26 protein-coding genes and 1 other RNA gene are annotated in these 24,890 nt (G+C 66.0%); 11 read left to right on the top strand and 16 right to left on the bottom strand.

All coding sequences use genetic code 11. From position 1 onward, the window contains the following. The first annotated feature begins 77 nt into the window (after positions 1–77). The 3 genes from K3181_RS02625 to K3181_RS02615 are packed head-to-tail and all read left to right on the top strand — an operon-like array spanning position 78 to position 572. Positions 78–197 (top strand): recombination protein F, encoded by a 120-nt coding sequence (locus K3181_RS02625; RefSeq protein WP_221600511.1) that lies wholly within the window; start codon positions 78–80, stop codon positions 195–197. Between the two features lie 40 nt (positions 198–237). Continuing rightward, positions 238–354, top strand: coding sequence for an enoyl-CoA hydratase (locus K3181_RS02620; protein WP_221600509.1), 117 nt, complete (start codon positions 238–240; stop codon positions 352–354). After that, a complete protein-coding gene (locus K3181_RS02615) occupies positions 351–572 on the top strand; it encodes a PspC domain-containing protein (RefSeq protein ID WP_221600507.1) in 222 nt (73 codons plus the stop codon). The genes K3181_RS02620 and K3181_RS02615 overlap by 4 nt, the downstream gene beginning before the upstream one ends. Positions 573–678: 106 nt before the next feature. Here the strand turns inward: K3181_RS02615 and K3181_RS02610 are convergent, their stop codons facing one another. From K3181_RS02610 to K3181_RS02590, 5 genes are read right to left on the bottom strand one after another with little or no spacing between them, the layout of a single operon-like run. Beyond that, positions 679–1,461: an SDR family oxidoreductase gene (locus K3181_RS02610; RefSeq protein WP_221602802.1), complete on the bottom strand. Its 783-nt coding sequence runs from the start codon at positions 1,459–1,461 to the stop codon at positions 679–681. Positions 1,462–1,464: 3 nt separating this feature from the next. Beyond that, a complete protein-coding gene (locus K3181_RS02605; protein WP_221600505.1) occupies positions 1,465–2,010 on the bottom strand; it encodes an NUDIX hydrolase in 546 nt (181 codons plus the stop codon). Positions 2,011–2,012: 2 nt separating this feature from the next. Continuing rightward, positions 2,013–2,687 carry a TPM domain-containing protein gene (locus tag K3181_RS02600; RefSeq protein WP_221600503.1) on the bottom strand — a complete coding sequence of 225 codons (675 nt, stop codon included), beginning with the start codon at positions 2,685–2,687 and terminating at the stop codon, positions 2,013–2,015. Further along, a complete protein-coding gene (locus tag K3181_RS02595; protein WP_221600501.1) occupies positions 2,687–3,505 on the bottom strand; it encodes a TPM domain-containing protein in 819 nt (272 codons plus the stop codon). Before K3181_RS02595 ends, K3181_RS02600 begins: the two co-directional genes overlap by 1 nt. An 11-nt stretch (positions 3,506–3,516) precedes the next feature. Continuing rightward, the gene (locus K3181_RS02590; protein WP_221600500.1) at positions 3,517–4,140 is read right to left on the bottom strand and encodes a LemA family protein; all 624 of its coding nucleotides are present in this window, start codon (positions 4,138–4,140) and stop codon (positions 3,517–3,519) included. A gap of 138 nt (positions 4,141–4,278) precedes the next feature. On the opposite strand from K3181_RS02590, the gene mscL reads away from it, so the two are divergent. Both mscL and ssrA read left to right on the top strand, forming a co-directional pair. Then, the gene (gene mscL, locus K3181_RS02585; protein WP_221600498.1) at positions 4,279–4,746 is read left to right on the top strand and encodes a large conductance mechanosensitive channel protein MscL; all 468 of its coding nucleotides are present in this window, start codon (positions 4,279–4,281) and stop codon (positions 4,744–4,746) included. A 45-nt stretch (positions 4,747–4,791) separates the two neighbouring features. Further along, positions 4,792–5,136, top strand: a transfer-messenger RNA (tmRNA) gene (ssrA, locus tag K3181_RS02580). Between the two features lie 48 nt (positions 5,137–5,184). On the opposite strand, the gene K3181_RS02575 is transcribed toward ssrA, so the two are convergent. From K3181_RS02575 to K3181_RS02555, 5 genes are all read right to left on the bottom strand, one after another. After that, entirely contained in the window at positions 5,185–5,640 is a 456-nt protein-coding gene (locus tag K3181_RS02575; protein WP_221600496.1) for a GNAT family N-acetyltransferase, read from the bottom strand. 40 nt (positions 5,641–5,680) lie between these two features. Next, positions 5,681–5,941, bottom strand: coding sequence for a hypothetical protein (locus K3181_RS02570; protein WP_221600494.1), 261 nt, complete (start codon positions 5,939–5,941; stop codon positions 5,681–5,683). Positions 5,942–6,086: 145 nt separating this feature from the next. Further along, complete coding sequence (locus K3181_RS02565; protein WP_221600493.1) at positions 6,087–7,355, bottom strand: N-succinylarginine dihydrolase; 1,269 nt, start codon at positions 7,353–7,355, stop codon at positions 6,087–6,089. Then, a complete protein-coding gene (locus tag K3181_RS02560; RefSeq protein ID WP_221600491.1) occupies positions 7,337–8,353 on the bottom strand; it encodes an arginine N-succinyltransferase in 1,017 nt (338 codons plus the stop codon). The genes K3181_RS02565 and K3181_RS02560 overlap by 19 nt, the downstream gene beginning before the upstream one ends. Then, a complete protein-coding gene (locus K3181_RS02555; protein ID WP_221600489.1) occupies positions 8,350–9,558 on the bottom strand; it encodes a hydrolase in 1,209 nt (402 codons plus the stop codon). The genes K3181_RS02560 and K3181_RS02555 overlap by 4 nt, the downstream gene beginning before the upstream one ends. Before the next feature lie 131 nt (positions 9,559–9,689). Here K3181_RS02555 and K3181_RS02550 point away from each other — a divergent pair, with 131 nt between their 5' ends. Then, entirely contained in the window at positions 9,690–11,795 is a 2,106-nt protein-coding gene (locus K3181_RS02550) for a malate synthase G (RefSeq protein ID WP_221600487.1), read from the top strand. Between the two features lie 19 nt (positions 11,796–11,814). Here the strand turns inward: K3181_RS02550 and K3181_RS02545 are convergent, their stop codons facing one another. The 5 genes from K3181_RS02545 to K3181_RS02525 all read right to left on the bottom strand — a co-directional run bounded on the left by K3181_RS02545 (position 11,815) and on the right by K3181_RS02525 (position 19,668). Then, entirely contained in the window at positions 11,815–13,872 is a 2,058-nt protein-coding gene (locus tag K3181_RS02545; RefSeq protein ID WP_221600485.1) for an amidohydrolase family protein, read from the bottom strand. 83 nt (positions 13,873–13,955) lie between these two features. Then, entirely contained in the window at positions 13,956–14,786 is an 831-nt protein-coding gene (rsmA, locus tag K3181_RS02540) for a 16S rRNA (adenine(1518)-N(6)/adenine(1519)-N(6))-dimethyltransferase RsmA (RefSeq protein WP_221600483.1), read from the bottom strand. After that, positions 14,779–15,783, bottom strand: coding sequence for a 4-hydroxythreonine-4-phosphate dehydrogenase PdxA (pdxA, locus tag K3181_RS02535; RefSeq protein WP_221600481.1), 1,005 nt, complete (start codon positions 15,781–15,783; stop codon positions 14,779–14,781). Before pdxA ends, rsmA begins: the two co-directional genes overlap by 8 nt. A 5-nt stretch (positions 15,784–15,788) precedes the next feature. After that, entirely contained in the window at positions 15,789–17,135 is a 1,347-nt protein-coding gene (locus K3181_RS02530) for a peptidylprolyl isomerase (protein ID WP_221600480.1), read from the bottom strand. Between the two features lie 130 nt (positions 17,136–17,265). Further along, the gene (locus K3181_RS02525; protein WP_221600478.1) at positions 17,266–19,668 is read right to left on the bottom strand and encodes an LPS-assembly protein LptD; all 2,403 of its coding nucleotides are present in this window, start codon (positions 19,666–19,668) and stop codon (positions 17,266–17,268) included. 100 nt (positions 19,669–19,768) lie between these two features. On the opposite strand from K3181_RS02525, the gene K3181_RS02520 reads away from it, so the two are divergent. The 5 genes from K3181_RS02520 to mddA all read left to right on the top strand — a co-directional run bounded on the left by K3181_RS02520 (position 19,769) and on the right by mddA (position 23,693). Next, positions 19,769–21,229 carry a leucyl aminopeptidase gene (locus tag K3181_RS02520; protein WP_221600476.1) on the top strand — a complete coding sequence of 487 codons (1,461 nt, stop codon included), beginning with the start codon at positions 19,769–19,771 and terminating at the stop codon, positions 21,227–21,229. 51 nt (positions 21,230–21,280) lie between these two features. Then, a complete protein-coding gene (locus tag K3181_RS02515) occupies positions 21,281–21,727 on the top strand; it encodes a DNA polymerase III subunit chi (RefSeq protein WP_221600474.1) in 447 nt (148 codons plus the stop codon). Between the two features lie 43 nt (positions 21,728–21,770). Then, entirely contained in the window at positions 21,771–22,292 is a 522-nt protein-coding gene (locus K3181_RS02510) for a hypothetical protein (protein WP_221600472.1), read from the top strand. Between the two features lie 82 nt (positions 22,293–22,374). Further along, positions 22,375–22,797 carry a nucleoside-diphosphate kinase gene (gene ndk / locus K3181_RS02505; RefSeq protein ID WP_221600470.1) on the top strand — a complete coding sequence of 141 codons (423 nt, stop codon included), beginning with the start codon at positions 22,375–22,377 and terminating at the stop codon, positions 22,795–22,797. 158 nt (positions 22,798–22,955) lie between these two features. Then, positions 22,956–23,693 (top strand): methanethiol S-methyltransferase, encoded by a 738-nt coding sequence (gene mddA, locus K3181_RS02500; protein WP_247714838.1) that lies wholly within the window; start codon positions 22,956–22,958, stop codon positions 23,691–23,693. On the opposite strand, the gene K3181_RS02495 is transcribed toward mddA, so the two are convergent. Further along, complete coding sequence (locus tag K3181_RS02495; protein ID WP_221600468.1) at positions 23,690–24,886, bottom strand: sulfotransferase; 1,197 nt, start codon at positions 24,884–24,886, stop codon at positions 23,690–23,692. The genes mddA and K3181_RS02495 overlap by 4 nt on opposite strands. Between the last annotated feature and the right edge of the window lie 4 nt (positions 24,887–24,890).

Below are 24,890 nucleotides of genomic sequence, written 5' to 3'. Positions count from 1 at the left end.
TTGGCACGGCGGTTGCAGTACATGGGGCAACCCGGATGGTCCGGGTGAAAACGAACCAAGGATCAAGGAGTTAACAAATGTCTGTCTTCGAATATGCCAGCAACCGTGCCCTCGCCGCCGTCTTCGCCCTGAGCGTCTCGGCCATGTTCATGGCTGCTGCCATCGTCCCCGCCAGCCCCGCCGGCTTCGTCGCCTGATCGGCCGACCCCACACTCGAATCCGCAAAGGAAAGGAAACATGTTTAGTTCGGAAAATGGCAGCAAGCTCTTCGCAGCAGCCTCCTCGCTGGTGATCTCGGCGGTCTTCTTCGCCGCGGCCATCGTCCCCGCATCGCCCAATGGACTGATCGCATGAACGAGCTCAAGTTCCGCGAAGACGATCACGCCGTCCGTCCGGTCCGCAGCTTCGGGCTCGACCGCAACAACGGCAAGCTGATGGGCGTCTGCTCCGGCATCGCCCGCTACTTCGGCATCGACGCCACCTGGGTCCGCCTGGGCTTCGTCGCAGGAGCGCTGCTCGGCTTCGGCAGCTTCATCCTGATCTACCTCGCGATCGCACTGATCGCAGACTGACCACGGCCCTACGCCAACCGTCCCGGTTTTCGTGCCGGTCGTGGCTCAATCAGAGAAAACCGGGAGGGGCCGCAAGGCCCCTCTCACGATTCTACCCTCCCGAACATCACATCGCCGAGATGCCGCCATCGAGCTTGAGCTCGGCCCCGGTCATGAAGCGGCTCTCGTCGCTGGCAAGATAGACCACCGCATTGGCGATATCGTTGGGTTCGCCGACGAACTTGAGCGGGATCTGCCGCGCCAGCTTGTCCATCAGCACGTCCTTGTCGAGATTGTGGTTGCGCGCCGTCCCATCGAGGATTGGCGTGTCGACGAAGGTCGGATGCACCGAATTGCAGCGGATCTGCATATTCTTCTTCGCGCAGTGCAGCGCGATCGACTTCGACAGCATCCACACCGCTGCCTTGGACGAATTATAGGCCGGCATGGTGTCGCTGGCGATCAGACCGGCGATGCTCGAGATGTTCACGATCGATCCCGGCGCGTGCTCACGCATCAGCGGAAGCGCCTTCTGGCAGCCGTGGAAGATCGAATCGACATTGACCGAAAAGCAGCGCTTCCAGTCCTCGAACACGCAGGTCTCGATATTGCCGCCAACGCCGATCCCGGCATTGTTGACCAGCACGTTGAGCCCGCCGATCTGCTCGCGCGCGGCATCGACCGCGGCTTCCCAGGCATGCGGGTCGGTGACGTCGTGCTGGATCGAGGCGGCGGTGCCGTCACCCAGCTGGCCGTTGATCAGCGCCGCGGTTTCCGCCGCACCCTCACCATTGATGTCGGTGCACAGCACCCGCGCGCCTTCTTCGGCCAGTCGCGTCGCATGCGCGCGCCCCAGGCCCTGCGCCGCGCCCGTCACCAGAGCGAGCTTGCCCGCACACCGTCCTGCCATCATCTACTCTCCTGCCAGTAATCCCTGTCCCAGCAGCAAGAGCATGCGCACGTCGATCCCGCAACCATCGGCGCGCTTGGCAGCGATAAAGCTGGCGATGTCGGGCAGGGGAACGCGGTGGACGGTGATGTTCTCTCCACCGACCCCGCCGCCGTCGCCGACTCGGGTGAGTTCGCGCGCGCGGACCAGCGTGAAGCTTTCGCTGACCATGCCCGGCGAGGACCAGAAGCAGCCCATGTCGTCGAGGCGTGCGGCGCGATAGCCGGTCTCCTCCTCGAGTTCGCGCCCCGCCGCGGCGAGCGGGTTCTCGCCATCGAAGGCGTCCTCGTCGCCGATCAGTCCGGCGGGCAGTTCGAGGCACGGGTTGCCCAGCGGCACGCGGTACTGTTCGACCAGCAGCACGTGGTCATGCTCGTCCACCGCCAGGATCACCACTGCGCGGATATTGCGCGGGCGGCCGACATATTCCCAGCGACCGCGCTTCTTGGCGGTGATGTACTTGCCCTGCCAGACGATCTGCTCGTCCGCATCATGATCCGGGACGGGCAAGGTCAGACCTCGATCAGCCGGTCGGGCAGTTCGTTCTGGTCGTCGTCCGCGCGCGGGAAATGCTCGGACAGAACCTTGCCGACATCGCGCACGCCGGCGGCGAGGCCCTCGGCCAACCTGCCCTCGCTGATCTCGGCGAGCATGTCGGCCATCGCCTCGCCCCAGACTTCGGCGGGGACCTTTTCGGCGATGGGTTCGTCCGCGACGATTTCGGCGCGGTGTTCTCGCATCGAGAGATAGAGCAGCACGCCGGTGCGGCCATGCGTGCGGCGTTCGGCGCCGACCTTGAAATGCCGGACGGCGGCGTCGCGCACCCGCGCGCGCTTGACCGCCGGGGGAACCAGCCAGAACTTGAGCGGCTGCCACAGCTGGATCAGCAAAACGCCGAAGAACTTGAGCAGGCCCAAGCCGAGCGCAATCGAAAGCACTTCGCCATGGGTCCAGTCATGCGTCCAGCCACCCATCAGCATGTCGAGCCTGGCGAGGAAGAGCTGGGGAAAGGCGGCGAAGAGGCTCATCGCGGTGAAGCTGGCGGCGATCGCCCACCACAGCGCGACGTCGGAATAGCCGTCGCTGCGATCCGCTAGCACGGTGACGATCTCGCCCGAGGTCGTCATTTCGGCCTCGGCCACCGCCCGCGAGACGATGTCGTGCTGCGCTTCGGTCAGATAGCCCATTACCACCCCCCGGAGGCGCCGCCGCCCCCGAAACTGCCTCCGCCGCCGGAGAAGCCGCCGCCCCCGCCGAAGCCGCCACCGCCGCCCCAGCCGCCGCCATCATGGTCGGAGAGGCCGCGGGCGATCGCCTTGCCGGCTTCCCAGAGAATGATGTCGCGCGCGGCATTGCCCCACGGCCCGCGGCGATAGCGCCGCCGGCGCCCGCGACCGCTCAGCATCGGCAGGATGAAGAAGAAGAAGACGAAGCCGAACCAGATCAGCGCCCCGACCGGGAAGCCGCCCTCGCTGTCGCGCTGCTCGCTCGCCTGCTGGGCGACCTTGGCGGCCTCCTCGGGCGGCAGTTCGAGCTGATTGATGATCTGGTCCGCGCCCCAGGCGATCCCGCCCGAATAGTCGCCATCGCGGAAATAGGGCTTCATGCCTTCGACATATTCGAAGGCGAGCCCATCGGGGATCGTCCCCTCGAGCCCGTAACCGACCTCGACCCGCATCTTGCGCTCGTTCGGCGCGACGATGAGGATGATCCCGTCATTGCGCTCGGCATCGCCCAGCGCCCATGCGCGTCCCAGGCGATAGCCGTAATCGGCAATGTCGTAGCCCTGCAGGTCGGGGATCGTCGCGATCACGAACTGCCGCTGGCTGCGCTCCTCGAAGGCATCGAGCTTCTCGGTCAGCGCCGCTTCGGTCGCGTCGTCGATGATATTCGCCGCATCGACCACCGGCGCGGTCCCGCGCTCGGGGAAGTCCTGCGCGGCGGCGGGCAGGGCGAGGCCCAGCACCGCCGCCAGCGGCAGGATCATGCGGGTCAGCATGCGCATCGCCGCGCAGCTCAGTTCGCGGTGTCGCTATCCGCGCGCATGTCGAGCGTCGGGGCGACTTCCGCACCCTCGGTCACGGCTTCGTAGGGGACCATCGGCTCGGCGCCGTGGATAATGTTCGCGCCGATCGTGTCGGGGAAGGTGCGGATCGTGGTGTTATACTGGCGCACCGCCTCGTTGTAGTCTCGGATCGCCACGCGGATACGGTTCTCCTGCCCCTCGATCTGAGTCATGAAGCGGCCGAAGTTCTCCTGGCTCTTGAGCTCGGGATAGGCCTCGACATTGGCCATCAGCCGCGACAGTGCGCCGCCGAAGGTGTTCTGCGCCTGTTGGTACTGCTCCATCTTGGCGGGATCGCTCAGGTCATCGCCGTCGAGCTTGATTTCGGGACGCGTGGCCGAGGCCCGGGCCTGGACCACCGCCTCGAGCGTGGCGCGTTCCTGCTCTGCCGAACTCATCACGATCTGTTCGAGATTGGGCACCAGATTGGCGCGCTCCTGGAACGCTGCTTCGACATCGGCCCATTTGGCCTTGGCGTTCTCCTCGGCCGCGGGGACCGAGTTGATTCCGCAAGCCGAGAGCACCAGCGCGGCGGCAGCGAGGACGGAGGTGCGAAAGGCAGCCAAGCGGTTCATGGAACATCCCTCTTTTGGTAAGTGTGTCTTGCCTAGATAGCACACCGGGGCGGCCATTCAAGATTAACGCGCGCTTGTGACCGTTCGGGGGCCATGGCAAGTACAGGGGGAAATGCAAGGGTTAAGGGGATTTTCCAGGTGCTGAAAGATTTCAAGGCATTCATCGCCAAGGGCAATGTGATGGATCTCGCCGTTGCCGTGATCATCGGCGCGGCCTTCAGCGCGATCGTCAAATCGCTGACCGACGAGATCATCATGCCGGTGGTCGGTGCGCTTTTCGGCGGGGCCGATTTCTCGCGCTATTTCATCCTCCTCGACGTGCCCGAGGGCTATGAAGGCCCGATGGACGATTACGCGGCCCTGCAGGAAGCGGGAGCCGCGATGATCGGTTACGGCAGCTTCCTCACTGCGGTGATCAACTTCCTGATCCTGGCCTTCATCGTCTTCCTGCTGGTGCGCTACGCCAAGAAGGTGATGGCCGAGTTCGAGGAGAAGGAGGAGGCGGCGCCTGCCGGACCGAGCGAAATCGACCTGCTCAAGGAAATTCGCGACGAACTGCGCGCCGCGCGCCCGGACTACGCACCCGAGAAGGGTCCGATGGGCTAGCGACGATCGGGACGGGCCGGTGCGCGGGCGACCGTGAAGCGGCACTCACTTCACATTAATCGTCGAGCGCCTATATAGGGCTTCGCCGGTTTCGGCCGGCTATGGCGATAAATTGCGCTGTGCAATAGGTACAACGGACCCGGGGGCAGTACCCGGCGGCTCCACCATAAACCGCTGAATCTGGCGGGTTTTGACGGGGCCGAACTAGGATCGACGTGTGCTGAAAGACAGTGTTTTCGCCCGGGCTGAGTAACCCGTAAAACTGTTCACAACACACAAGTGCCAACGATAACGAAGCACTCGCTCTCGCTGCGTAATCTGATGGGCTAACGCCCTGATCTTACAAAGCTAAAGCGCGGTTGGACCCACCGGGCAACAGAAGCGGATTCCGGGGCTCCGGGGGTAGCTAGCAACAGAAACCCCCACCCTGTTCCCATATTATCCGAGATCGAAGACGAGCCGCGGCAGCTGCCTGTCGGGAATCGATCCCGAGGGGACGCTGCCTGCGCTCTTGCAACCCATCTTGCGGTAGAAGGGAACGGCATCCGGATCGGCTTCCACGATCATCTGTGAGACGCCGAGTCCGCGTGCGCATTCGACTGCCCATTCGAACAGTCTTCGCCCAACTCCCAGATTCATGGCGAGCGGATCGACGAACAGCTTCTCGAGGAAGCATCCATCTATGGCTTGCGCCACCTGTGCGATCCCGACCAACCGATCGCCGTCGATCGCGGCGACGATCTCGCTCTCTGTCAAATCCGCAGCGGCGAGGGTAAGCTCCGCTTCGCACCGACGCATGAAGTCCGCGTCATAGCCCCAATGTGCTTTCGACTGCAGGCATAGCTGCGAGGCTGCTTCGAGTTCGCTTTCGCGCAGGGGGCGCAGTGCAATCATGGTCTTCCGACGGGGCGCGGATTGCCCGGACCGGGCCTGCCTATTCCGAAGCGGCGCCCTGGAGCTTTTCGGCCTCGACATTCTTCCCTTCGCGCTCGTAGCGCAGCGCGTCGAGGATCTTCGCCCCGCCGAGGAAGACTGCGCCGCCGGTCGCGGCGAACAGCAGGTAGCCTCCGACTCCCGGGTATTGCAGCGTGTAATGTGCGCCGCGCGTCATTGCGCCCAGGGCAAGGGCAAAGATGATCAGATACGCTTCCACGCGCGTCTTGATCACGAACAGCCGTTGCACTTTCCTGAGCACTTCTATCTCGGTCCCTCTGGTTAATCCGCAACAAGCAAATGCCGTGCCAGCGACGGAATTCTGCGGATCTTGATGGTTAACCCCGAGAGCGAATGTAAAACTGACCGACGCGCCGGTAAAGACCGTTAACTCCTCGCGGGATTGCTCACGCGAGTTCGTCGAGCGAGAGTACCGAAAGCAGCGCTTCGCGGGCTTCGACGACCGTCCTGGCGAGGCGCTCGCTACCGATGTCTGCAGGATCGATTCGCTCGGGCCACATCTCGGCGATGACCGCCTCGATCCGCTGCGCCTTGGCTTCGTCGAGCAGGAAGCGCGCGTCGACCGTGGCCGGGTCCGCCACCACGCGCAGGCGTAGGCAAGCGGGGCCGCCGCCGTTCGCCATCGACTGTCGCACGTCGACCGGGATGACCTCGCGGATCGGGCCGTTGGTGGCGAGCATCTCCTCGCACCATCCCCGCACGCTTTTGCTCTCCCAGCATTCGCCCGGCACCACCAGCGCCATGCCGCCGTCGGGCTGCGTCACCAGCTGCGCGTTGAAGAGATAGGTCCGGATCGCCTCTTCGAGGCTGACCGCGCTGGCCGGGACCTCGATCGCATGGAGCTTGGGGAAGGCCGCGAGCAGCGCTTCATAGGCGTCCTCGCGATCGGCGAAGGCCTGTTCGTGGGCGAAGAGGACTGTCTCGTTGGCGACCGCGACCACATCGTTGTGAAAAGCGCCTGCCTCGATCGCGGCGGGATTCTGTTCGAGGAAGACGCAGCGCTTGGGATCGAGCCCGTGCAGCCGTGCGACGGCGCGGCTCGCCTGCTCGTGCTGGCGCGCGGGGAAGCGACCACCCGGCCGGCCATAGACGAAGACCTCGACCCCCGGGGAATCGTGGCTTTCGGTCAGGCGCATGTGGTTGGCCGCGCCTTCGTCACCGAAGCTCGGCAGTACGGCGTCATGGACCTTGAAATAGCGTTCGTCGCCGAAGGCGATCCTCAGCTGCGCCTGCGTGTCGGGCCATTCCTGCGCGCGGTGGAGCATGGTGACGAGATTGGCGGGTGTCAGGTGGCAGCGCCCGTCGCCAGTGTCGGGGGCGGGGCTGACCGTGGCGGCATTGGCGGTCCACATGGAACTGGCCGACCAAGCCGCCGCGAGCAGCGCACGATCGCACTCGGCATCGACCGCGAGCCGAGCGAGCAGGCTACCATTCGGGCGTGGCAACGGCAGCAGGAAGCCCTGCACCAGGCCGCGTTCCATATTGCCGCGCATTTTCGCCAGGCCCTGCAGCGCCGCCGCGCGCGGGAATGACGAATCGCCGCCGTGGCTGGCGCTGGCGATATTGCCGAGGCTGAGCCCGGCGTAATTGTGGCTCGGCCCGACGATGCCGTCGAAATTGATCTCGACCAGGCGGCTCACCGCGCCACGCTCCATACCTCGTCTCCCTCGCCGACGCCGAGCGTTTCGGCGCATAGGGCATCGATCGCGACGCTGCCGTCGTCGGCGATCTCGCGCATGCCATAAGCGCTGCGGAAGGTGCCCAGCGTCCCGGTGGCGACCAGTGCGCGTTCGCCGATGTCGAGATCGGTCGCGGAAAGCTTGCCCGGGACGGCCTGGCTTATGCTGCGCACCTGGTCGGTGCGCGCGGTCATCGTTGGCCCGCCGTCGAAGATGTCGACATAGCCTTCGAAGGAGAAGCCCTCGTTCTCGAGCATCCGCATGGCGGCGCGGCCGGTGGGGTGGGGCACGCCGATGACCTTCTTCGCCTCGTCGCCGAGCATGGCGACATAGACCGGATGCTTGGGCATCAGATCGGCGATGAACTGGTTGCCGTTGATGGCGTTGAAATAGTCGGCTTCCTGGAAGGTCATGCCGAAGAAGCGGCCCGCCACGCCGTCCCAGAAGGGCGATCCGCCGCGGTCGTCGATCACCCCGCGCAATTCGGCAAGGATCCGGTCGGCAAAGCGCGGCCGGTGCATGGCGACGAAGAGATAGCGGCTGCGCGCGAGCAGCAGGCCGAGCCCGCCGGCGCGCTCGCCCGGATGGAGGAACAACCCGCCGACTTCGGAACAGCCTTCGAGATCGGTCGTCAGGCTGAGCAGCTCGGCGCGCACCGTGCGGTCGAGCTCGCGGCTGTGCTGGGTCAGCGTGTTGAGCCGGTAGCTGTAGAATGGCCATTGCTGGCCGACCTGACTGAAGAGCTGGCAGGTCCCGCGTACCTGGCCGGTCTCGGTGTTCTCGAGCACCAGCGTGAACTGGTCGTCGCCGAGTTCCTCGTAGGTCTTGGAAAAGGCCTCGTCGGCGCGTTCCAGCTTCTTGGTCAGCGCGGCGCGATCGGCGGGGAGGTTGGTGAACCCGCCGCCCGTCAGCTTGGCCATCTCGTAGAGGTGCTCGAGGTCATCGATATGCGCGGCGCGCAGGCGAAAGGTCACAAATGGTCTCCGGTGGAAAGCCTGGCGAGTACGCGCGCCGACAGGGCTGCGCGTTCGCGCAGGCTGGGGACGATCATGAACTCGTCCGGTGAATGGATCGCGCCGCCGCGCACGCCCATGGTGTCGACCACGGGGACGCCGGTGGCGGCGATGTTGTTGCCGTCGCAGACGCCGCCGGTCGGTTGCCAGCCGATCGTCTGGCCGAGTTCGGCGCCGCAGCTCTTGACGAGGTCGAACAGGCGCTGCGCCTTGGCATCGACCGGCTTGGGCGGACGGGTGACGCCGCCGTGGCGGTGGATGCCCACCTCGTGTTCGGCCTTGATGGAGGCGAGGGCGCGATCGAGTTCGCCGTCGAAGCGGTTCATCGCCTCGGTGGACTTCGGACGGATGTTGAAGCGCAGCACAGCAAGGTCGGGCACGACGTTGTTGGCGCTGCCGCCCTCGATCTTCGCCGGGTTGACGGTGATGTCGTCGCCCGCCAGCGCGGCGATGCGCAGCACGAGGTCGGAAGCAGCGACGATCGCGTTGCGCCCGTCCTGCGGATTGCGCCCGGCATGGGCGGAGCGACCGTGGATCGTGATCGAGTAATTGCCCGTACCGCCGCGCGCATGCGCCAGCGTGCCGTCGGGCAGGGCAGAGGGTTCATAGGTCAACGCGGCATATTTCCCGCGCGCCAGTTCCTCGATCAGCCCGCGGCTGGCGAGGCTGCCGGTTTCCTCGTCCGAATTGATCATCACGTCGTAGCCTACGCGTTCCGCACCTTCGATCGTCTCGAAGGTCTTGAGCGCGTGGAGAATGACATTGAGCCCGCCCTTCATATCGGCGGTGCCGGGGCCGTTGATGGTCTCGTCGTCGAGCCAGCTGACCTCCTGGAACGGATGGTCGGCGGGAAAGACCGTGTCCATGTGGCCGGTCAGCACGAAGCGCCGTTCGGCCTCGGGGCGGACGCGCAGCACCATGTGCCTGCCATGCGGCTTTTCGAACTCGCGGCCTTCGCCCGAAATCGCGGTAACCGTGGCCGGTTCGACCAGCTCGACTTCGCCGGGGAGCGCGCTGAAGGCATCGGCGAGAATGCCTGCCATCGTGTCGAGCCCGGCGATGTTCGCGGTGCCGGTGTTGATCGCGGCCCAATCCTGCACCTCGCGCAACATCGCGTCGGCATCGATCGCATCGAGCAGGGCTTGCGGGGCGCTATCCGGTTTCATGTGCAACGTCCTTAAGCCTGCGCGGCCCCAAGTCTACCCCGCGCCTTGCATTGATCACCCGCTGACGGCATAGACCTTGTCGCTCCTCCCCGGGTTACACATTGCTACGATTGCAGAATCCGAGGAGTTTCATGACCGAATACGTAACGCGCGCCGGGATCGAGACCGATCCGCAGCTTGCCCAATTCATCGAGGCCGAAGTGCTCGGCCCGCTGGGCCGCGATGTCGATGCGTTCTGGCTGGGGTTTGCGGATCTGCTCGCGCACTTCGCCCCGCGCAATGCGGCGCTGCTGCAAAAGCGCGAGGAGCTGCAGGCCAAGATCGACGCCTGGCACGAGGCGCACAAGGGCGTGCCGCTGGATCAGGACGAGTATCAGGCCTTCCTGCGCGAGATCGGCTATCTCGTGCCCGAGCCCGCAGCCTTCACCATCGGCACCGAAAACGTCGATCCAGAGATCGCCACCATGGCGGGCCCGCAGCTGGTGGTGCCGATCCTCAATGCACGCTTCCTGCTCAACGCTGCAAACGCACGCTGGGGCAGCCTCTACGACGCGCTCTACGGCACCGACGCGCTCGACGCGCAACCGGCGACCCCGGGAGGCTATGACGAGTTGCGCGGCGCGGCGGTGGTGGCCGAGGCGAAGCGCTTCATGGACGACGCGGTCCCGCTGGCGGACGGCAAGAAATGGGCCGATCTGGTGGATGTGGACGACAAGGGCATCCCGCTCGCCGACCCGGCGCAATGCTTGGGATGGAACGAAGGTTCGTGCTTCTACCGGAATAACGGGCTGCATATCGAGGTCGTGTTCGATGCCGAGCATCCGGTGGGTCGTACCGACCCGGCCAACATCGCCGATATCATCCTCGAAGCCGCGCTGACGACGATCGCCGATTGCGAGGATTCGGTCGCGGCGGTCGACGCCGAGGACAAGCTGCTCGCCTATCGCAACTGGCTCGGCGTGATCCGCGGCGATCTGGAGGAAAGCTTCGACAAGGGCGGGCGGACGCTGACGCGCACGCTCGCGGGCGACAAGCGCTTCACCGACGCCGAAGGCGGCGAGCACAGCCTGCCCGGCCGCAGCCTGATGTTCGTGCGCAATGTCGGACACCTGATGACCAATCCGGCGATGCGTTGGGACGGCGAGGAAATTCCCGAGGGGATTCTCGATGCCGTGATCACTTCGGCGATCGGTGCGCAGGACGTTGCCGGACTGGGGAAATACGGAAATTCGCGCTGCGGTTCGATCTACATCGTGAAGCCCAAGATGCACGGACCCGAGGAATGTGCTTTCACCAACGACCTGTTCGATGCGGTGGAGAACCTGCTCGGCCTGCCGCGCGATACGATCAAGGTCGGCGTGATGGACGAGGAACGCCGCACCAGCGCGAACCTTGGGGCCTGCATCCATGCGGTGAGGGACCGGATCGTGTTCATCAATACCGGTTTCCTCGATCGTACCGGCGACGAGATCCACACCTCGATGCGGGCGGGCCCGATGATGCGCAAGGGGGCTATGAAGAACGCGGCCTGGCTCAAGGCCTATGAGGCGCGCAACGTCGGTATCGGCCTGCGCCACGGCCTCTCGGGCCGCGCGCAGATCGGCAAGGGGATGTGGGCGGCGCCCGACCTCATGGGGCAGATGATGGTCGAGAAGATCGGCCACCTGCGCGCGGGCGCAAACACCGCCTGGGTGCCGAGCCCCACCGCGGCAACGCTCCACGCGATCCACTACCATCGCGAGGACGTGTTCGAAATCCAGCAGGGGCTGGGAGAGGTGCCGGGGCTGGACGAGCTGCTCACCATTCCGCTCGCCGACGGCGCCAACTGGTCCGAGGACGAGATTCGCGAGGAGCTCGACAACAATTGCCAGGGGCTGCTCGGTTACGTCGTGCGTTGGATCGACCAGGGCGTCGGCTGTTCGAAAGTGCCCGACATCAACGACGTCGGGCTGATGGAAGATCGCGCGACGCTACGCATTTCGAGCCAGCACATCGCCAACTGGCTGTTCCACGGCGTGATCACCGAAGACCAGGTGATGGAGAGCCTGCGCCGCATGGCCGCCAAGGTGGACCAACAGAACGCGGGCGATCCCTTCTACGAGCCGCTGCTCGAAAACGAGGACGGCGCGGCCTTCAGCGCGGCGAAGGACCTGATCTTCAAGGGCGTCGAGCAGCCGAGCGGCTATACCGAACCGCTGCTCCATGCCTGGCGGAGGCGCAAGAAGGCGGGGGGCTGAACGCCTCCCGCCCGGTCGCTTACTCGGGCATGCCCGAAAGGCCGCTCGCCTCGCGAAGCTCCTGCGCATCGAGGCGATAGCCGTCGAGGAAGACGGTCTCGACCCGGCGCAACCGGGTGATGTCCTGCGACACGTCGCCGTCGACCAGGACGAGGTTGGCGACCTTGCCTTCGGTGATCGAGCCGAAGTCTTCATCCATGCCGGTCAGCCGCGCCGGGATGATCGTGGCGGTCTGCAAGGCTTCGGCATTGGTGAGGCCGGCCTCTTCGTAGAGTTCGAGCTCGCGCACGAGTTCTAGCCCATAGCCATCGGTGCCCGCCACGATCGGGGCGCCCGCCTCGTGCAGCTTTCCGACCAGCCCGACCATCTTGTCGAAGCTCTGGCGGAAATCGTCGCGGGTCAGCCCGTCGAACAGCGGATAGCCCGAAATCTTCCACCCGCGCGCGACGCCCGGAGGGGCGACCTTGGCGAAGGGGGCGTATTCGGGGGCCAGCTCCGAGCCGTCCGACGTCATCAGCGGTTCCCACACGGTCAGTGTCGGATCGATGTAGGTCCTGCGCTCGCCGAGTTCCTTGTAGAAGGCGGTCATCTCGGGCGAATCGAGGTCGACGTCCTTGCCGTATTTCGCCGGCCCTTCGAGCCGCGCGGCGGTGTTCGACTTGTCGATCACCTCCTTCGGCATGGCCTGCATCATGATGAAGTTGATGTGCGTGATCTCGTCGTAGCCCGCGCGGACGGCCTCGAGCGGACGCATCCCTGCGGGGATATGGCCGTGGACATGGAGGCCCAGCTTGTGCGCTTCGGCGGCTGCGGGGGCGATCCACTCCGGGGTCATCGAGGTGTAGAACTTCACCCCCCACAGGCCCGCATCCTTGATAGTGTGGACCGCGGCGATGGCCTCTTCCAGCGAGGACACGGTGATCGAGCCCTGCGCCGCGAGCGGGTCCTTGCGGTCGACGATGACCGAGGTCTCGCCTTCGGGTGCCAGCAAGTCGCCCGCCGCGCGCCGGGTCACGAGGCTGATGGTCTCGTCGATCTCCGAGCCGGGGCTGCGATAATTGGTCATGCCCGTCGCGACATTCTGCAACAGGTTCCAGTCGTCGCCACCGGTATGGCGGTGCGCGTCCCACAATCCGGGCACGAGCGTCTTGCCGGTACCGTCGATCACCATCGCGCCGCTCGGCGCCTCGACCGTTCCGGAGGCGCCGACCGCGGCGATCTTGCCGTCGGCGATCAGCACGGACTGGCCCGACAGATAGGTCCCGGCGAGCGAATCGAAGGTCATCACGTTTTCGACCAGCGTGGGCGTGGCGTTTTCGGGCTTCAGGAAGCTGTGCGCGACATCCTTGACCATCGCCGCGGTTGCCGCGTCCGAGATTTCCTTGAGCTTGGGCGCATTAGCCTCATAGCCCGCCGGAAGCAGAGACATGCCGCCGGCAAAGCCGAAGAACCTGTTGTCCTCGGTGATCCAGAAGGGGCTCGGCGCGAAGCCGAAACCCTTCACGAAGGCAAGCTTGACCGTCTCGGGGCCGTTGGGTCCGGTGATCTCGGTTTCCTCGCCGACGGTCACGCTGGCATGGCCCGAAGGCAGCATGTCGATGCCCTCTTCGCCCGCCGCGATCAGCGCGTTGAGATCGGCTTCGCCCGCGAGCCACGGACCGCCGTAGGTCGAATAGCGCTTGCCCGCGAGCGGCGCCGAGCCTTCGTCGATCGCGGTTTTCCAGTGCGCCATCCCGTCGGCGTCGACGTAATAGGTCTCGCTCGCATCGCCCGAATCGGTGAAGCCGCGGATATCGATCCTCGCAGGCGTGCCATCGGCACCGGTGACGATCGTCTGGTCGGTCTCGGTGATCCAGCCGCGCAGGTTCATCGACATCCGATAGGCCGCGGCGCCTTCGGCGGTCTGCCATGCCCAGATGTCGCCGTGCTGGCCCGACTGCGAGAAGATCACATAGTGCCGCGCATCCTCGGGCGCGACCAGCAGGTCTTCCTTCTTGACCGGTTCGGCCATGGCCGCGGTTGCCAGCGCGGTTGCCGCGGTGACGCACAGCAGGGTGGCGGTACAGAACTTGCGCATGGTGGATCCCCCTCGAAGATTGGCGGGAGATGATTGGCACCGCAACGGTCGGCGGGCAATCGGATTCGCCTTGCGGCGGTGCCTCAGCAACCCTGTGTCAGTATGCGGGCGATGGCGACGAATTCCTCGACCGTCATCGTCTCCGCGCGGCGCTGCGGATCGATCCCGATCGCCTCGAGCGCCGCGACCGCCCCGGGGACGCCCTTGAGGCTCTGGCGGAGCATCTTGCGGCGCTGGCCGAAGGCTGCCTCGGTCAGGCGCTCGAGCACGCGCGCCGAGACGCCCGTGGGCATTTCGCCGGGCTCGACATGGACGATCGCGCTCATCACCTTGGGCGGCGGGGTGAAAGCGCTGCGATGGACCTTCATGGCCAGCTTCGCCGCGCTACGCCACTGCGCGAGCACCGCGAGCCGGCCATAGGCCGAGCCGCCCGGCTGCGCGACGATCCGCTGGGCGACTTCCTGCTGGAACATCAGCGTCAGGCTGGTCCATTGCGGCGGCCACTCTTCTCCGCCGAGCCAGCGCACGAACAGAGCGGTGCCGACATTGTAGGGCAGGTTGGAGAGCACAGCGAAGGGCTCGCCGGCCATCAGCTCGGCATGGTCCAGCTTGAGCGCATCGCCCCCGACAACACGCAGCTGGCCGGGGAAGGTCTCGCCCAGTTCGGCGAGCGCGGGGAGGCAGCGCCGGTCCATCTCGATCGCGGTGACGCGCGCGCCGGCGCGCAGCAGCGCGCGGGTCAGCCCTCCCGGGCCGGGACCCACTTCGAGCACCGGCTTGCCCGCCAGATCGCCCGGTATCGCCGCGATGCGGTCGAGCAGCTGTTCGTCGAACAGGAAGTTCTGCCCCAGCGCCTTCGAGGCGCTGAGGCCGTGCCGGGCGATGACCTCGCGCAGGGGAGGAAGGTCAGCCATGCGCGGCCCTCCGCGCGGCGATCTCGCCCGCCATCCGCAGAGCCGCGATCATCGCTCCAGGATCGGCGATGCCCTTGCCGGCAATATCGAAGGCGGTGCCATGATCGGGGCTGGTGCGCACGATCGGCAGGCCGAGCGTGACGTTGACGCCTTCGTCGAAATCGAGCGCTTTCAACGGCACCAGCGCCTGGTCGTGATACATCGCCAGCGCCGCGTCGTAGGTCTGCCGCGCGCGCGAGGTGAACAGGGCGTCCGCTGGATGCGGTCCGGTGGCCGCGAGCCCCTCGGCGCGCAGGAGCTCGACCGCGGGTTCGATGATATCGCGTTCCTCCGACCCGAACTTGCCGCCCTCGCCGGCGTGGGGGTTGAGTCCGCAGATGGCGAGGCGCGGTTCGGCAATGCCGAAATCGGTCTTCAGCGCCTGTGCGACCACGCGCGCCTTGCTCGCGATCACGTCGGTATCGAGCAGTCCGGGCACGTCGGCCAGCGCGCAATGGACCGTCACCGGGACTGCGCGCAGACTGGGCCCGGCGAGCATCATCACCGCTGCATCCTCGGGCACGCCGCAGGCTATGGCGAGGAATTCGGTCTGGCCGGGAAATTCGAAGCCGACCTTGGCAAGCTGCGACTTGGCCACCGGCGCGGTCACCACGCCCGAGGCCTTGCCCAGCAGTGCCATCCTCGTCGCCTCGGCGAGCGAGCCCAATGCCAGCGCGGCGCCTTCCTCGTCGGGCTCGCCCGGACGGTAGGTGCAGTCTTCAGCCCCGAGAACGGGCAGGCCACGATCGAAAGCCTCGATGGCCCCGCGGCTGTCGCCAATCCGGACGATCGGGGAGTCGATGCCGAGCAAGTCCGCAGCGGCTTCGAGAACGCCGGCGCCGCCCACCACGAAGAAGGGCGCGAGCCCCGTTTCGCGGCGCCGCGCCCAGCTTTCTACGATGATCTCCGGCCCGATCCCCGCCGGATCGCCCAGCGAAACGGCGAGGGGCGGGCGCATTGGCGTCAGTTGTACTCGATGAAGGCGTCGTTGCGCAGGTCGCGCAGGTAACGCTGGGCGCGCTTTTCGATGCGCTCGTCCTCGAGCTGGCTCATGATCTGGTCGAAATTGGGCCCCGCGGCGACCTTGGGGTCGTCGCGGCCGCACAGCATCAGCACGCGCACGCCTTCTTCGAACGAACCGAAGGGCGGGGTCGACTGGCCGACCTGGAGCTGGAGGATGATGTTCTGCAGCGCTTCGGGCAGCGACCGCACGCGAATCTGGTCGTTAGTCACCACATTCGCGCCGAGCCGGGCGGCGACATTTTCCGCATCGCCGCAGCCGCGCATCGATTCGACACCTGCGGTGAAGGCGGCCACGCGCTGCTGCGCTGCTTCCTGCGACATTCCCGGTTCGAAATTGATCTGGATCTGCTTGAGACTCAGCAACGCGTCGCGCGGATCGGCCATCAGGACCTGGCGCTTGTCGATCAGGTAGAGGATCGAGAAACCGCCGGCGATGCGGACCGGGCCGACCAGCTGGCCGGGGCTCATCTCGCGCGCGACCGCTTCAAGCTGCGCGTTCTTGAGCTGCGGCAGCTGGATCCAGCCGAGGTCGCCGCCGACCGCCGCGGTCGAGGCCTGCGAGAACTGGCGCGCATAGGCGACGAAGCTGCCGCCCTGGCGCAGCTGTTCGACGATCTTGTTGGCATTGGCCTCGACCGCCGCCTCGGTCTCCGGGGTCGCCGAAAGGAAGATTTCACCGAGCCGGTATTCCTCGGTTCCGCGATCCGCCTCGAGCCGTGCGATCATCTCGTTGACCTCTTCGGCAGAGACGTTGACGAAGGGCGCGATGTTGCGACGGAGCAGGCGGTTCCATGCGAGTTCGCCGGTAATCTGGCGCTTGAGCGCCTCGGGGGAGGACCCGACCGAACGCAGGTACTCGTCCATCTTGCCGGGGTCCTGCCCGAAGTTCTGCGCCGCGACGCGCGCGTAAGTCTGGTCGACTTCGTCCCGCGAAATGTCGAGCTCCTGCGCGATCGCCGCCTGGATCTGCAGCGTCTCGTCGATCAGATTGCGCAGCACCTGCATGCGCACGCGGACCATTTCTTCCTCGCTCACCGGGCGCTGATTGGCCGCCAGCAGCAGCGCGACGCGCTGGTTGATGTCGGTTTCGGTGATCACGAAACCATTCACCACCGCGGTGGCTACACGTCGGTTGGGATCGGACTCCTTGAGCATGCTGAGATCGCTCGGCAGGCCGAGCAGGTCGCCCTGATCGATGGCTTGCTGCGCCTGTCCGGCGACGGGTGCGGCGGCAAGGCCGGCTGCGGCGGCTATCGAAAGCAGTCGGGAAATCGTCTTTGCAGTCACGTGTCGAACCTGTGTTGCGGCATCGCATGAATGCCCGGAAATGCCACAGCCCTTGCGGCCTCGCGGCTTAACCGAAGCTGATATCGCGCGCCGGATAGCGTGTTTGGGCCGAGGTGCCAATAAGCGCGGCCTAGCGGAAACCCAGATTTCTCAAGCTGAAATAGACCTGGAAGGTATCGCCGCGCTCCGCATCACCCGCGGTAATGTAGTCGCGCCGCCAGGTCAGGCCGAGTTCGAGGCAGTCGTCCTGATAGGCGACGCCGAGCCGCGTGCGGATCGGATCGAACCCGTCCGACATCAGCGTCGGGTCCTCGTTGCGGTCGGTCAGGTTGAAGACGCCCGAGCCGAATATCGACCAGTAGTTGGCGAAGGCCACGCGCACCGCCCCGCGCAATTCCTCGCGGTCCTGCAAGTCTTCGACCTGGGTGATGTCGCGGTTGAGGCGGACATAGCCGAGTTCGGCATAGGTCTTGTTGGAGCCGACCGTCGCATCGACCTCGTTGCGGCGGATCGCGAGATTGTCCTTGTCGAGCCGGAAGCGGTGAGTCAGCCGCAGGAAGTTCTTGTAGCGGACCTCGGTCCGGCCGACGAAATCGGAAAAGCGCTCGGACAGGCCGGTGCCGACCGGGAAGATGTCGCGATCGCTGTCGAGCCGGTAGGATTGGCCGACATTGGTCTTGATCTCCCAGTCGGGAATGCGCAGCGACCAGTCGAAGCCGTAGGTGACGCGCGCGCCGTCCTCGACCCGGTCGTATCCGGGGAAGCGATTGAGCGCGAAGAGGTTCGAATCCTCGAGGTCGATCGCCCGCGCGTCCTCGTTGGGGATCGCGAGGTTCTTGATCGGCGGCGTCGCGACGAGCTGGACGCGCGGCGTCCAGACAACCGTGCCGCCCAGCGCATTGCCGACGAAGGGCCACTGCACGTCGATCGCGCCGAGCGCGACGCCGCGGAATTCCCAACCCGGATTGCCGCGATAGCTGGCGGTGGCGGTGAGAAGGTTCTCGTCCGAATGGTAGACGTCGCCGCGCAGCATGCCGGTCAGCGTCACCACCTGGCCGAGCCCTGTCACACGGCTTAGGTCCCATTGTGCCCGGGCAAAGGCGCGCTGCGTGTCCTGCCCGTCCTTGCGCGTGATCGACAGCGTATTGCCCTGCAGCTCGATCTGTCCGCCGAGGACCGGAGTGTCGGGGCGCCAGCGCGCGTCGAACACAGGAAGGGCGACCGGTACTTCGCCCTGCGGCTGGTTGAGCCGGAGCGTCTGCGTCGCCCAGCCGGCAAGCGAGACATAGGTGTTCTTGCCGATGCGCTCGAGTTCCACCGTCGAGCGCAACCGGTCGTCGCGGCTGATGTCGTAACGTCGCAGGAAGGTGCGATCGGTCGACCGACGGATCGATCCGGTCAGGCTCCAGTCGGGCGAGAGCTGGAACCTGCCGTTGGCGAATACATAGCCGCGGAATTCCTCCGCGCTATCGGCAGTGCCGGTGAGCGTGGAGATGCGCTGCGAATGCGTCGCATAGCCGGTGATCTGATAGGCGCCGCTCTCGGTCAGATGGCGCCACTGCGCGGCGACCATCGGCGCCGCATCGGTATAGACATGCGTGGTCAGCGTCAGGTCGCGGTTGTCGGCGAAGCGGATGTAGTAGCTGCCCGAGACCTCGACGCCGTTGCTTTCGGAGAAGCGCAGGTCGGGGACGAGGAAGCCCGAGACGGCGCCGCCATCGGTGCGCACCGTGAGGCCGGGCAGCGGCAGGATGCGAGCGCCGAACAGCTCGAGATAGGCGCCGGTGAACTTGATCCGCTGGAGTTCTGGACTGTAGACCACGCGCTCGGCGGTGATGCGCCAGCTCGGCTCGCGCGGACAGCCGTCCGGATCGACCACCTCGCAGCCGCTGTAGGCGGCATTTTCGAGAGCAACCGTCCCGTCGTTTTCGCGCACGCCCTTCCTCGCCGCCAGCCGTCCGCCCTGGCGCAGCGCCAGCAGGAGGTTATCCATTGCCCCGGCCTCGAACTTGTCCGTGAGCTCGACGCGCTCCGAAAACAGCTGGTTGCCGTTCTCGTCGACGAAGCGGACCCGGCCCTCGGCGACGATTTCGCCGGTTCCCTCGTTCCAGCTCACCGTATCGGCACGCAGCGAACGGTCGCCGCTACGCAGCACCACATTGCCCCGGGCGGTGACGATATCGCTTTCGGACCGGTATTCGAGGATATCGGCCTCGAAGTCGATTTCGCGATTGCCCTCGGCGTTGACCCCGTCGTCTCCGGTGGGCGGAGGCGGCGCATCGAGCCCGGCATTGGGCTCGGGAATGCCCAGCAGTTCGTCGACATCCTCTGCGGTATCGACGGTCACGGGTTCTGCGTCGGGCTGCGGATCGCCCGGCTGCCCGCTGGGATCGACCACCGTTCCGACGTCATCGGCCGCAGATTGTGCGGCCAGCGGCGCAGCGGCAAACAATGCGAAGGCGGACGCCGTCAGGGTAAGGGCGTGAAGGACCTCCCGACTGGCGGGCGGAGCACGATCGGCTGGCGGGAGCATGGCTTGCCTATCGCACCGGCCACGCCTAATCGCAATCGCCATCCTCGCAGGAAGCGTGCGAGCCACGCCTTCCCTTCCAGAAATCGATTCCGGAGTATCCATGCACATTCAGTTCAGCCAGTCCCGCCCGCAGGATGCGCGCCTTGTTGCGCAAGTCACCGACAAGGGCAAGGTTCCCGCTGGCCTCGAAAAACCGCTGGTCGAGGGAATGGAGGCAGCGCGCTTCAAGGGCGCTGCCGGGCAGGTTTTCGAAGGCTTTGCCGAACGTGACGGGCAGGTGCTCCGCCTCGCCGTCGCCGGCCTCGGAGACAAGAACGACGAGGCGCGTCTCGCCAATTGCGAAAAGGCCGGGGCCGCGCTCGCGGCCAAGTATCAGGCGAGCGGCGAGACCGATCTGGTGCTCGACCTGTCCGCCGGCGGACTTTCGGCCGAAGGGGCGGCCTATGTCCTGCTCGGCCTGCGTCTGCGCAACTGGCGCTACGACCGCTACCGCACCAAGATGAAGGACGAGCAGAAGGTGACGCTCGCCACGATCACCGTGCTCGGCGCGCCCGACGGTGCCGAGGCGGCATGGGCCGACACGGCGCATGTCGCGACCGGCGTCGAATTCACCCGCGAACTGGTCACCGAACCGGCCAATATCCTCTATCCCGAGAGCTTCGTCGCGCGCTGCCAGGAACGCTTCGCCGGCACCGGGGCCGAGCTTATCGTGCTCGATGAGGCGCGGATGGAGAAGCTCGGCATGGGCTCGCTGCTCGGCGTCGGGCTCGGTTCGGACAGGGAATCGCGCATCCTCGCGATCCGCTGGGATGGCGGTACGCCGGGCGAGGCGCCGACCGCGCTGGTGGGCAAGGGCGTGACCTTCGACACCGGCGGCATCTCGATCAAGCCCGGGCCCGGCATGGAAGACATGAAGTGGGACATGGGCGGCGCGGGCGCCGTTGCGGGTTCGATGCTGACGCTCGCCTCGCGCAAGGCCAAGGTGAATGTCGTCGGCGTGGTCGGCCTCGTCGAGAACATGCCCGACGGCAAGGCGCAGCGCCCCGGCGACGTGGTCACCAGCATGAGCGGCCAGACCATCGAAGTGCTCAACACCGACGCCGAAGGCCGGCTGGTGCTGGCCGATGCGCTGCACTGGACGCAGGTCGAATTCAAACCCGCGCGGATCGTCGATTTCGCCACGCTGACCGGTGCGATGATCGTCGCGCTGGGCAATGAATATGCCGGCGTCTTCTCGAATGACGACCAGCTTTCGAAGGACCTTCACGAGGCGGGCGAAGCCACCGGCGACCGCAACTGGCGCATGCCGATCGGCCCGGCTTACGACAAGCTGATCGACTCGCCGATCGCCGACATGAAGAACATCGGCGGCAAGGGTGCAGGCTCGATCACCGCGGCACAGTTCCTCCAGCGCTTCATCGTCGACGGCACGCCCTGGGCGCATGTCGACATCGCCGGCACGGTCTGGGCGGACAAGCCGGGCCGTACCTGGGGCAAGGGCGCGACCGGTTACGGCGTGCGCCTGGTCGACCGCTTCGTGCGTGACACGCTGGAGAAATAAGGGGCGCCGGGTGAGCTCGTCCTCTCGCACCACCGCATCGGGACAGGAATGATGACCACCCGCGTCGACTTCTACCAGCTCAGCCGCGACCCGGTCGACGTCACCGTCGCCAAGCTCGCGCGCAAGGTCCTGCAGGCCGGCGAGCGGCTGCTGGTGGTGAGTGGCGATCCGGGCCAGCGCGACCATCTGGCGAAGACCCTGTGGGAGCAGGGCGGGGCGGCCTTTCTCGCCAACGGGATGGCGGGCGGCCCGCACGAGACGCGCCAGCCGATCCTGCTCTCCGAGACCTGCGCTGCCCCGAACGAGGCGCGCATGGCGTTGATCGCCGATGGCGCCTGGCGCGAGGAGGCGCTCGGTTTCGACCGCGTGCTGCTGCTGTTCGATGCGGCGCAGCGCGACGCTGCCGCGAACCTCTGGCGCCGTTTCGCCAAGGACGACAGGGTCGACAACCGGATCCACAAGCAGGACGAGAGCGGTGCCTGGCGCGAAGGCGCGTGAGGGAACCTCCCGGCGGCTCGTGGGTCGATCTGGCATGCACCGCATGACCGAATTCACCCGGCTCGCCGCCTTCGCCACCGCAGCCGTCGCCCTCGCGGGATGCAGCGGTGAGGGTTCGCCCGTCACGCAGGAAAGCGCCGAGCCCGAAGATGCGCCGCGGGGTTCCTATGCCATCGACAGCGAAACGGGCGAAACCAGCGCACGCCACACCGATACCGACGGAACGACAACCACACTGCGTTCGGGCGAGAAGGTGCCCGTCGCATTGCCCGCGGGCTTTTCGCTTTATCCCGGCGCCACGGTGACCAACAACACGCGCGTCGAGCAGGCCGACGGCCTGCTGGTCCTGCTCAATTTCGAGAGCGCGGCCATGCCCGAGGACATCGCTCGCTTCTACCGCACGCAGGCTGAAGCTGCGGGGATCGAGGTCGGCACGTCGCTGCAGAGCGGGCCGATGACGATGATCGGCGGCGAGAGTGCCGACGGGACGAGCTTCTCCTTCACCGCCACTCGCAAGGGCGAGGTGACCCAGGCGCAATTGTCGGTCGGCCGCGGTCTCGAATGAATCTTGCCCGCGCGCGTGCGCGGCGCTAGGGGCGCGCGCGAGAAGCCTCTCCCCATAAAATCGTTACGCAAGGAACATCACCATGGCGGTTACCCGCACCTTTTCGATCATCAAGCCCGACGCCACGCGTCGCAACCTGACCGGCGCCGTCACCAAGATGCTTGAAGACGCCGGCCTGCGCGTCGTCGCTTCGAAGCGCATCCAGATGACCAAGGAACAGGCCGAAGGCTTCTACGCGGTCCACAAGGAACGCCCCTTCTTCGGCGAACTGGTCGACTTCATGATCTCGGGCCCGGTCGTCGTGCAGGTTCTCGAAGGCGAAGACGCGGTCAAGCGCAACCGCGACGTGATGGGCGCGACCAACCCGGCCGACGCCGCCGACGGCACGATCCGCAAGGCTTTCGCCGAATCGATCGAAGCCAATTCGGTCCATGGTTCGGACAGCGACGAGAATGCCAGGATCGAAATCGACTTCTTCTTCGACGAAGACGAAATCGTCGGCTGATTTCAGCATCATTCGATCATCGAGCGGGCGCGTTCCTTTGCCGGAACGCGCCCGTTTTCGTTCCTAGCTCGCACAGGTTTGTAAGATTGCCGTTAAGGGTCTAGCCTGAGCCCTTCGATTGGTATTGCCAAGGGTCGCGCCTCGGAGGGGAGGACACCATGGGACGGTATCTGGTCATGGCGACGTCGATCGCCATCTATTTCGCATTCTTCGGCGCGTTTCTTTACCTCGTCGGTTTCGTCGGCGGGTTCGCCATCATGCCGACGCATCTCGACAAGGGACTTGTGGCCAGCCCCGCCACGGCGGCGGTGGTCGATCTGGCGTTGATCGTCCTGTTCGGCATCCAGCATTCGGTCATGGCTCGACCCGGCTTCAAGGCCGGCTGGACGCGTGTGGTGTCGCCGGCGCTCGAACGCAGTATCTACTGTCTTGCAACCGTGATCGCCCTCGTCCTGCTGTTCGCATTCTGGCACCCCATCACAGGCGCTGTGTGGGCCGTCGAGAACCCCGTCGGGCGTGCGATCCTGTGGGGGCTGTTCGCTCTCGGTTGGGCAATCCTGTTCATCTCGACCTGGCTGCTCAACCATTTCGAACTGTTCGGCCTGCAGCAGGCCTGGCAAAATCTGCGCGGGACGCCGCCGGCAGACGCGAGGATGCGCACTCCGCTATTCTACAAGCTCGTACGACACCCGATCTACACGGGCTTCTTCATCGCCTTCTGGGCGACCCCCGAGATGACGTACGGCCACCTGCTCTTCGCCGTGGGCATGACGGTCTACATCATGATCGGAATTGCGCATGAGGAGCGCGATCTGCTCGATGCGTTTGGCGATGAGTATGCTGCCTATCGCGGCTCTGTGGGGGCCTTCATCCCGGGGATCGGCAAGAAGGCCTAGCCGTCGGCGAATTGCGCGATCTGGTTGCGGTGCGCGTGATGCGCGCCCGCCGCCGAACGGTCGTGCTCGGTGGCCATTGCGGCCATGGCCTCGGCGGTCAGTTCGATACCCAGTTCTGCGTAGGTACTGGTGATTTCGCCGCGCCAGTCCACGCCGAGGGAGGCGAAGTCTATCTCCGCCACCGGTCCGGCGAAGTGCGACAGCGCGGTTTCCAGTCGCGCCTCGCGCAGCGCCAGCTTGCGCGTCCACTCGGCCTTGATCGTGGCGAGGTCGATCGTGTCGCTCTGGAAGGCCATCTGGCTCGCGACCAGCGAGATGGAGCTCTCTAGAAGCTCCGTGCCGTCGCGCCGGGCAACCACCAGCCGCGAATCGGGAAACTGGTCCAGCAGCGCGGGCAGGTCCTCCGAAAACTGCGGGCACTTGAGCACGCGCGGCAGGGCGGCATTGTTCATCGTTGCGGCATCGGTGCGCAAGATGCGCGCGAATTCGGCATAGATCGGCGCTGCGTCGCGCTCCTCGCTCCAGGCGACGAAGCCGGGCACGTACCACTGCGCCTCGAAGGTCGCGGGCGAGAGCGCGCCGGCGAGCCAGCCGATCTCCTCGTCGATCCGCGTCGCTCCGAACGGGTGGAGTGTGTCGAGCCAGGGGTTGAAGCGCCGCGCGAGCGCGAGCGCCGCGCCGGCCTTGAGCGGGCGCAAGTCGGGGGTCGTGGGGACGGGAAAATGGCTGTTGCAGAAACGCGTGCCGCAATTGCGCGGATCGGCGGCGAGCAGGCGATGGATGCGCGTGGTACCCGCGCGCATCTGGCCGACCACGATGATCGGGGGGGCGATTGGGGTCTTCGCCAGCGCCGCATCGTCGCGCCAGACCCGGCCCAGCGCGTGGCGCTTGCGGATCGCCGAGGTGAGCTGGCCATAGGCCATTGTGTGGCCGAGGGCGTTCAGCCCGGCTTCTTCGCGCAGGCTGCGGCACAGGATTTCTAGCCGCTGGCGGAAATCCGCGACTTCTGCCGCGCTGCGGATCGAGCTCTCGTCCTCGCCCCCGAAGCCCCGGCTGCCCACCTGCCAAAGATAGTCGGGATCGAGCGGCGGCTTGGGCGTCACGCCCCTGTCCCACAGCGCCTGCACCGCGCGGTCCGCCCATTCCGCCGTGCGCGCCCTCGCTAGCGGGTGGGGGCGGAACCGGGTGGCCATCGCT

Origin of the sequence: Qipengyuania mesophila, assembly GCF_019711655.1 — a bacterium.
GTDB classification, from domain to species: Bacteria; Pseudomonadota; Alphaproteobacteria; order Sphingomonadales; family Sphingomonadaceae; genus Qipengyuania; species Qipengyuania mesophila.
Note: the sequence above shows the minus strand (reverse complement) of the source record. Positions and strands in the feature narration are given on the sequence as shown.

Bases quoted from the DNA above. Each gene is read 5' to 3' on its own strand.
- K3181_RS02510 (WP_221600472.1), top strand. From the start codon at position 21,771: ATGACCGAATTCACCCGGCTCGCCGCCTTCGCCACCGCAGCCGTCGCC.
- K3181_RS02625 (WP_221600511.1), top strand. From the start codon at position 78: ATGTCTGTCTTCGAATATGCCAGCAACCGTGCCCTCGCCGCCGTCTTC.
- K3181_RS02610 (WP_221602802.1), bottom strand. From the start codon at position 1,461: ATGGCAGGACGGTGTGCGGGCAAGCTCGCTCTGGTGACGGGCGCGGCG.
- K3181_RS02555 (WP_221600489.1), bottom strand. From the start codon at position 9,558: ATGAAACCGGATAGCGCCCCGCAAGCCCTGCTCGATGCGATCGATGCC.
- K3181_RS02515 (WP_221600474.1), top strand. From the start codon at position 21,281: ATGACCACCCGCGTCGACTTCTACCAGCTCAGCCGCGACCCGGTCGAC.
- K3181_RS02550 (WP_221600487.1), top strand. From the start codon at position 9,690: ATGACCGAATACGTAACGCGCGCCGGGATCGAGACCGATCCGCAGCTT.
- rsmA (WP_221600483.1), bottom strand. From the start codon at position 14,786: ATGGCTGACCTTCCTCCCCTGCGCGAGGTCATCGCCCGGCACGGCCTC.
- K3181_RS02615 (WP_221600507.1), top strand. From the start codon at position 351: ATGAACGAGCTCAAGTTCCGCGAAGACGATCACGCCGTCCGTCCGGTC.
- K3181_RS02620 (WP_221600509.1), top strand. From the start codon at position 238: ATGTTTAGTTCGGAAAATGGCAGCAAGCTCTTCGCAGCAGCCTCCTCG.
- K3181_RS02600 (WP_221600503.1), bottom strand. From the start codon at position 2,687: ATGGGCTATCTGACCGAAGCGCAGCACGACATCGTCTCGCGGGCGGTG.
- K3181_RS02575 (WP_221600496.1), bottom strand. From the start codon at position 5,640: ATGATTGCACTGCGCCCCCTGCGCGAAAGCGAACTCGAAGCAGCCTCG.
- pdxA (WP_221600481.1), bottom strand. From the start codon at position 15,783: ATGCGCCCGCCCCTCGCCGTTTCGCTGGGCGATCCGGCGGGGATCGGG.
- K3181_RS02565 (WP_221600493.1), bottom strand. From the start codon at position 7,355: ATGGAGCGTGGCGCGGTGAGCCGCCTGGTCGAGATCAATTTCGACGGC.
- K3181_RS02590 (WP_221600500.1), bottom strand. From the start codon at position 4,140: ATGAACCGCTTGGCTGCCTTTCGCACCTCCGTCCTCGCTGCCGCCGCG.
- K3181_RS02495 (WP_221600468.1), bottom strand. From the start codon at position 24,886: ATGGCCACCCGGTTCCGCCCCCACCCGCTAGCGAGGGCGCGCACGGCG.
- ndk (WP_221600470.1), top strand. From the start codon at position 22,375: ATGGCGGTTACCCGCACCTTTTCGATCATCAAGCCCGACGCCACGCGT.
- K3181_RS02545 (WP_221600485.1), bottom strand. From the start codon at position 13,872: ATGCGCAAGTTCTGTACCGCCACCCTGCTGTGCGTCACCGCGGCAACC.
- mddA (WP_247714838.1), top strand. From the start codon at position 22,956: ATGGGACGGTATCTGGTCATGGCGACGTCGATCGCCATCTATTTCGCA.
- K3181_RS02520 (WP_221600476.1), top strand. From the start codon at position 19,769: ATGCACATTCAGTTCAGCCAGTCCCGCCCGCAGGATGCGCGCCTTGTT.
- K3181_RS02525 (WP_221600478.1), bottom strand. From the start codon at position 19,668: ATGCTCCCGCCAGCCGATCGTGCTCCGCCCGCCAGTCGGGAGGTCCTT.
- K3181_RS02595 (WP_221600501.1), bottom strand. From the start codon at position 3,505: ATGCGCATGCTGACCCGCATGATCCTGCCGCTGGCGGCGGTGCTGGGC.